A 6,347-nucleotide genomic window follows, 5' to 3' on the forward strand; every position below is an offset into this window, starting at 1 on the left:
TTCTATAGTTTTTAAGGTTGTGTGGTTATTTTTGCACAAATAAAAAGATAATTCTTGGGAGGGAGTCTGCAAAATGGCACAAGCGTCTGATTTGCCCTATGAGCATGCAGGTGAGTATGACTATATCGTTGTAGGCGCGGGCTCTGCGGGATGTGCACTGGCCAACCGGTTGTCTGCCGACCCTAAAAATAAAGTCTTGTTGTTGGAAGCTGGTGGCAAAGACACCTATCCTTGGATTCATATCCCTGTGGGTTATCTTTATACGATGAATAACCCTAAAACGGACTGGATGATGAAGACGGAATCCGACCCCGGTTTAAATGGACGTAGTTTGAATTATCCACGCGGTAAGGTGTTGGGGGGATGTTCTTCTATCAACGGAATGATTTATATGCGTGGTCAGGCCCGTGATTATGATATGTGGCGCCAGATGGGCAATGAAGGGTGGAGCTGGGATGATGTGTTGCCTTATTTCACCAAGTCTGAAGATCACTATAAAGGCAAAACGGCGCTACATGGTGAAGGTGGAGAGTGGCGCGTAGAAAAGCAACGTTTACATTGGGATATTCTAGACGCTTTTCAAAATGCTGCAGAAGAAGTGGGCATACCGCGCCGTGACGATTTCAATGATGGAAATAACGAAGGTGTTGGCTATTTCGAGGTGAACCAAAAAGGTGGTGTCCGCTGGAACACGGCAAAAGCATTTTTGCGACCTGCAATGGATCGTCCAAATTTTACTGTCTGGACCCATGCTCATACGGATCATTTGATCCTTGAAGGCAAGAAAGTGATCGGTATCCAATTTCGATCTAAGGGAAAGACTTACCAAGCTAAAGCGGGGCGAAAAGTCGTTTTATCTGCGGGCGCTATTAACTCACCAAAAATCTTGGAGATGTCCGGTATTGGTCAGGCTGACTTCCTTTCACATATAGGAATTGATGTGAAACATGATTTGAAAGGTGTGGGTGAAAATCTTCAAGATCATCTTCAAATTCGTACAGTTTTCCGGATTCAAAATGCGATAACCCTTAATCAGAAAGCCAATAGCTTGTTTGGTAAGATAGGTATGGGATTGCAATATTTGGTAAATCGTTCTGGACCATTGGCGATGGCGCCAAGTCAACTGGGCGCATTTGCGAAAAGTGATCCCTCTTTGGAAACACCAGATTTAGAATTTCATATTCAGCCGTTAAGTACGGACAAACTTGGTGACCCATTGCATCCATTTCCGGCGATTACTGTTTCTGTTTGCAATTTGCGACCAGAAAGCCGTGGGTCTGTTCATATTAAATCTAAAGATCAGGATCAACAGGCGGCGATTACAACCAATTACCTTTCTGCGGAAGGTGATAAAATTGTTGCTGCCAAATCTATTCGTTTGGCGCGTAAGATTATGGAATCAGATGCCATAAAGGCATATCAACCAGAAGAGTTATTGCCAGGGCCTTCTTTCCAATCTGAAGATGAATTGGTTAAGGAGGCTGGCAATATTGCCTCAACTATTTTCCATCCGATTGGCACTTGTAAAATGGGTAGTGATGATATGGCGGTGGTTGATTCCAGATTGCGTGTGCATGGATTAGAAGGGTTGCGTGTTGCCGATGCTTCTATTATGCCAAATATAGTGTCGGGGAATACAAATTCACCGGCGATTATGATTGGTGAAAAAGCAGCGGATATGATTTTAGAAGATGCGCGATAATCTATTATGTCTTGAAAAGCAATATGAGTTCCTTTTTGTAAGGCATGGTGAAACGGATTGGAATCTGCAGGGACGTATTCAGGGCCATACAGATATTGAACTCAACGCAACAGGATTGCAACAGGCACATGATGTCGCCAATCTGTTAACACAGGCTGATATTTCTTATATTGTAACCAGCCCATTGTTACGCGCAAAGAAAACAGCAGAAATTATTCGACAGACACATAACGTTCCTTTTTATGAGGAAGATGATTTACGCGAAGCGATGTTTGGTGAGGCGCAGGGGCAAGCGCGTCAGGGCTGGGCTGCTGATTGGCGGGCTGGTGAGTATTGCCCTGAAGGCGCGGAAAGTTTTTTACAGTTTCAACAACGTGTGATCAGAGGGTTGAACGCGTCTCTTGCTCATTCTAGTCAACACCAGAAGGGGCTGCCTCTAATTGTTGCCCATGGTGGTATCTATTGGGCAATCTGTCATGCACTCGATATTGGAGGTGAGCTAGACATTCCAAATGCAACACCTGTCAGATTATATACAGAACAGGGTAAGTGGCAGATGAAGCCTTTAATGGAATGGGTAAATGTTGTCGGGGGAATGATGTGATGGGCGAATATCAATCAGATAAATTGCCAAAGTCACAAGCTCGGTGGTTGATTCCTGCTGTGTTAATTGGTTCCAGTGGTGTGAGTATCTTATCGACAGATTTATATACCCCAAGCTTACCACATTTACCTGATTTACTAGACAGTGATCCCAAAACTGTTCAATTGACAATGAGTTTGAATATTTTGGCATATTCTATCGCGCAATTGGTCCATGGCCCCTTATCGGATCGTATCGGCCATCGGAAGTTATTGGCCGGGGCGCTGATTAGCTTCTGTTTCGTATCAATTGGTTGTGCTTTGGCCTGGTCCGTTGAGGCGTTAATCGCAGGGCGTGTTTTGCAAGGATTCTTTGGAAGTGTGCCTTCGGTTGTTGTGATACTTGTTATTCGATCTTTATACTCTCGAGAAGAGTCTATTCAGCTGATGAGTATTTATGGTGTCGTGATTGGGTTAGTCCCTGCGGTCGGCCCCATAATTGGTGGGTATATCTTTGTTTGGCTTGGATGGCAGGCAAATTTCTATGCGCTTGCTGGCATGGCTGTTGTGATGTGTTTTTTCGTTTGGAAAATATTACCCGATACCGGATATCCTGATCCCAATGCCTTAAAATTCCGGAAAATTGCGTCCGGTTATGGTCAGTTGATGGTGAATTTATCTTTCTGGCGTTATGCAATTTTGATGATTTGTGTCACAGGTTCTCTTTATACATATCTTACGGCGGGTACCTTCGTTGTCATTCAGCGGCTGGGTGTAGCGACAGAAAATTTCGGCTATTTTCATGGAATCGTGGTCGTTGCTTATATGGTGGGAAGTTTGGGCGTCGGCAGGCTTGCGAAGAGAATTGATAGCCATTTACTTGTGTCGACGGGCTGCGTCATTGCTTTAGTGTCTGGCGGGCTTTTATTTATCCCCGTCATGATAGGCGTGGAAGATTTATATGTTCTGGCAGCAGGCATGATGTTGTTTGGTATGGGAATCGGATTTGTGTTTGCCACAGGGCCAGTTTTCATTATGGAAGCTGCAGGTGATGGTCAACGTAGCTCTGCATCGGCGTTGTCCGGTTCCATGCAGATGGCGGGGGGTGCCTTCGGCGGCTTGATAGTGGGGATGATGTATGATGGGACCGCGTTACCGATGGTGACGGTGATGGGAGGAATTCTATCTTTTGGCTGTATTGCCTATTTCATCTTAGGTTTTTTGACTGAGAAAGTTGAGTTGAAGGAAAAAGTATAGTGAGTAGATTAGATATCCCAAGAGTAGAGTTTATCTATCTTCGTCATGGGCAAACGGATTGGAATTTACAAGATTTAGTTCAGGGTATCTCTGATATTCCGTTGAATGAAACGGGACGACAGCAAGCTCGTAATGCTTCCGACGCAATGAAAGAATTACCTATTAAATCTGTCTATGCCAGCCCAAGAAAACGAGCGTTTGAAACTGCTGAAATTATTGCCGTCCCGCATAATATTCCTGTAAGGGCAGACGACGATTTACGAGAACCCGATTTTGGATCTTTGGAAGGCCAAAAAGATGACGGGTTATATCATGCATGGCGAAAGGGAGAGATTTCCTACGAAGGTGGGGATAGCTATCAAGATCAGTTAAAATGGATTAAGCGTGGGTTAATTCATTCACTGGAAAATGCGCAAGAAATTAAAGCAAACGGATTGCCGATGATTGTGGCCCATGGCGGTGTCTTCTGGGCTTTACGTGATATTTTAGGATTATCTGGTAATGAAGACTTGAAAAATGCGTCGCCAATCCGCATTTTCCCTGTGAATGATACAAGCTGGGATTTCGAATATATTCCAATTTAAATCATAAATAAAAAGGCCCGTTCTACGGGCCTTTATCTTAATATGCACGATAGATACAGAAATCTACCAGTTCTTTTAAACAAGCCTTTGCTTCGTTGTCAGGGAAGATGCCTAAGGCATCTTTTGCCATAGAACCGTAATGACGTGCACGTTCCACTGTGTCTTGCAGGGTATTATGTTTTTCCATGATCTCCATTGCTGTTTCAAGATCATCGTCATTTTGTTCTTCACGCTCAATTGTACGAAGCCAGAATTCGCGTTCTTCTTCTGAGCCGCGGCTCCACGCCAAAATGATTGGTAAGGTTACTTTACAGTCACGGAAGTCATCACCGACAGCTTTTCCTAAGTCAGCTTGCTTCGCGGAGTAATCCAAATAATCATCAATCAATTGAAACGCGATGCCTAAATTCATACCAAAGTTTTCGAGTGCTTTTTCTTCTTCTTTGGAACGGTCCGAAACAACCGCGCCAATCTGACTGGCAGCTGCGAAAAGCTGTGCTGTTTTACATTTGATAACGTTTAGGTAATCTTCTTCGCTTGCCTTCGGGTCATGTGCAGTCATTAATTGCAGCACTTCACCTTCTGCAATGATAGCAGACGCATCAGAAAGGATTTTCAAGACTGGAAGCGAGCCATCAGCAGTCATTAGCTGGAAGGAACGAGAAAATAAAAAGTCACCGACTAAAACGGATGCTTCATTGCCCCAGATGGCCCTTGCGCTATCTTGACCTCGGCGAAGGTCTGATTCATCTACCACATCATCATGTAATAAGGTGGCTGTATGAATGAATTCAACACAAGCAGCTAAGCCGATATGGCGGCTGCCCGTATATCCGCATAATTGTGCCGCGGCCAATGTAAGCATCGGGCGTAAGCGTTTGCCGCCAGCTGCAATTAAATGACCAGCTAATTGTGGGATCAATGCCACAGGGCTTTGCATATTGTCGATGATATGTTGGTTAACCTTAACGATATCATTTTCAACAAGCTTCATAAGTTTATCGATGCTTGGTGCTTTCTCAGAAGATTGACCATCATTGATGTCGACGACAACACCCATAGGAGGCTCCTTGACCATACGGTTCTATAAATCTGTCTTTAAGATGTGGATGCTTGACCAAATGGCCGATACACGGCACCCTCATTCCATTAAGGTGCAACATAAGTATTGCGGGCGATGGGTCAAGCAAATGCGTTTAAAAATGGTCGAAAAATAGGGATTTTTTAGGTATTCATCTATGAAAGAGATATATGTCAGCCTCGACCCGGTGGAAATTTCCTATATTCAAGCTATGTTAGCCGAGCAGGAAATAGATGTTTTGGTCTTCGATCAAAATATGAGTAGTCTTTATGGTGATAATGGACTTTTCCCCAAAAGACTGATGGTTGTGGATGAAGATTACTTTATGGCTAAATCCATTATAGATAATCTAGACCTTAATGCGGAATAAATGTGATGCAAGATATTCTGAATAGTTTGTCGGATGATATGCAATCACGTGGAGTAACCGATGATGCTTTCCTAGGTGGGCAGCTTAAAATCTTACAACCAAAAATTGGCTATCGCGCTGCTATGGATCCTGTATTGCTTGCTGCAGCTGCACCTGTCTTATCAAAAGGTCGGGCCCTTGATTTGGGGGCTGGCGTTGGAACTGCAGGCTTATGTTATCTTCATCGAGTTTCCAATATAGAAATGATTGCTTTGGAAATGCAGGAAGATTTATCTAAGCTATCTCTTGAAAATGCGCGTCGAAATGATTTTGGAGCTTTGTTTAAAGCAGTGCATGGGGATTTATCGGAGAAGTATATTGAAGGCATTGAAAGTAATAGCTTTGATTTAGTGATAACAAATCCGCCCTATGTGGATTTTGCAAAAGCCCAACATTCCCCAGACGAGATTCGGCAAAAAGCTAATATTGAGTCACATGTAACCATGGATCAATGGCTGGATGTTGGTTTAAAAAAGCTAAAACAAAAAGGCTGGTTTGTGATGATTCAGCGAGCTGATCGGCTGCATGAAATATTGTCTCATTTGCAGGGGAAATTGGGAGAGATTACAATTATTCCTCTTTGGCCAAAAGCAGGTGAGGCTGCAAAGCGTATTATTATTCGTGGACGTAAAGCTGTGAAGGGGGGAGCTGTCATGCATCCGGGGTTATGTTTGCACGAAGAAGGTCGCCGATACACGAAAGAAGCTGAAACCATCCTTTGGGCAGGACAGG

General features: G+C 43.8%; 7 protein-coding genes. 6 read left to right on the forward strand and 1 reads right to left on the reverse strand.

What is annotated here, in order from left to right:
• Positions 1–73 precede the first annotated feature (73 nt).
• Genes E1160_RS01050 through E1160_RS01065 form a run of 4 tightly spaced genes read left to right on the forward strand, consistent with a single transcriptional unit; the run spans position 74 to position 4,125 of the window.
• Positions 74–1,702, forward strand: a complete 1,629-nt coding sequence (locus tag E1160_RS01050; RefSeq protein ID WP_155153137.1) for a GMC family oxidoreductase — start codon at positions 74–76, stop codon at positions 1,700–1,702.
• Positions 1,692–2,306, forward strand: coding sequence for a histidine phosphatase family protein (locus tag E1160_RS01055; RefSeq protein ID WP_155153138.1), 615 nt, complete (start codon positions 1,692–1,694; stop codon positions 2,304–2,306). The genes E1160_RS01050 and E1160_RS01055 overlap by 11 nt, the downstream gene beginning before the upstream one ends.
• Positions 2,252–3,541 (forward strand): multidrug effflux MFS transporter, encoded by a 1,290-nt coding sequence (locus tag E1160_RS01060; RefSeq protein ID WP_155153139.1) that lies wholly within the window; start codon positions 2,252–2,254, stop codon positions 3,539–3,541. Before E1160_RS01055 ends, E1160_RS01060 begins: the two co-directional genes overlap by 55 nt.
• Positions 3,541–4,125: a histidine phosphatase family protein gene (locus E1160_RS01065; protein ID WP_155153140.1), complete on the forward strand. Its 585-nt coding sequence runs from the start codon at positions 3,541–3,543 to the stop codon at positions 4,123–4,125. Before E1160_RS01060 ends, E1160_RS01065 begins: the two co-directional genes overlap by 1 nt.
• 37 nt (positions 4,126–4,162) lie before the next feature.
• On the opposite strand, the gene E1160_RS01070 is transcribed toward E1160_RS01065, so the two are convergent.
• Positions 4,163–5,185 (reverse strand): polyprenyl synthetase family protein, encoded by a 1,023-nt coding sequence (locus E1160_RS01070; protein ID WP_155153141.1) that lies wholly within the window; start codon positions 5,183–5,185, stop codon positions 4,163–4,165.
• Positions 5,186–5,363: 178 nt separating this feature from the next.
• Here E1160_RS01070 and E1160_RS01075 point away from each other — a divergent pair, with 178 nt between their 5' ends.
• Both E1160_RS01075 and E1160_RS01080 read left to right on the forward strand, forming a co-directional pair.
• Positions 5,364–5,576, forward strand: coding sequence for a putative signal transducing protein (locus E1160_RS01075; RefSeq protein ID WP_155153142.1), 213 nt, complete (start codon positions 5,364–5,366; stop codon positions 5,574–5,576).
• Between the two features lie 5 nt (positions 5,577–5,581).
• Positions 5,582–6,347 (forward strand): tRNA1(Val) (adenine(37)-N6)-methyltransferase (locus tag E1160_RS01080; RefSeq protein ID WP_155153143.1); only part of this gene is annotated, 766 nt, incomplete at its 3' end.

Origin of the sequence: Curvivirga aplysinae, assembly GCF_009711445.1 — a bacterium.
Lineage (GTDB): Bacteria > Pseudomonadota > Alphaproteobacteria > UBA8366 > Aestuariispiraceae > Curvivirga > Curvivirga aplysinae.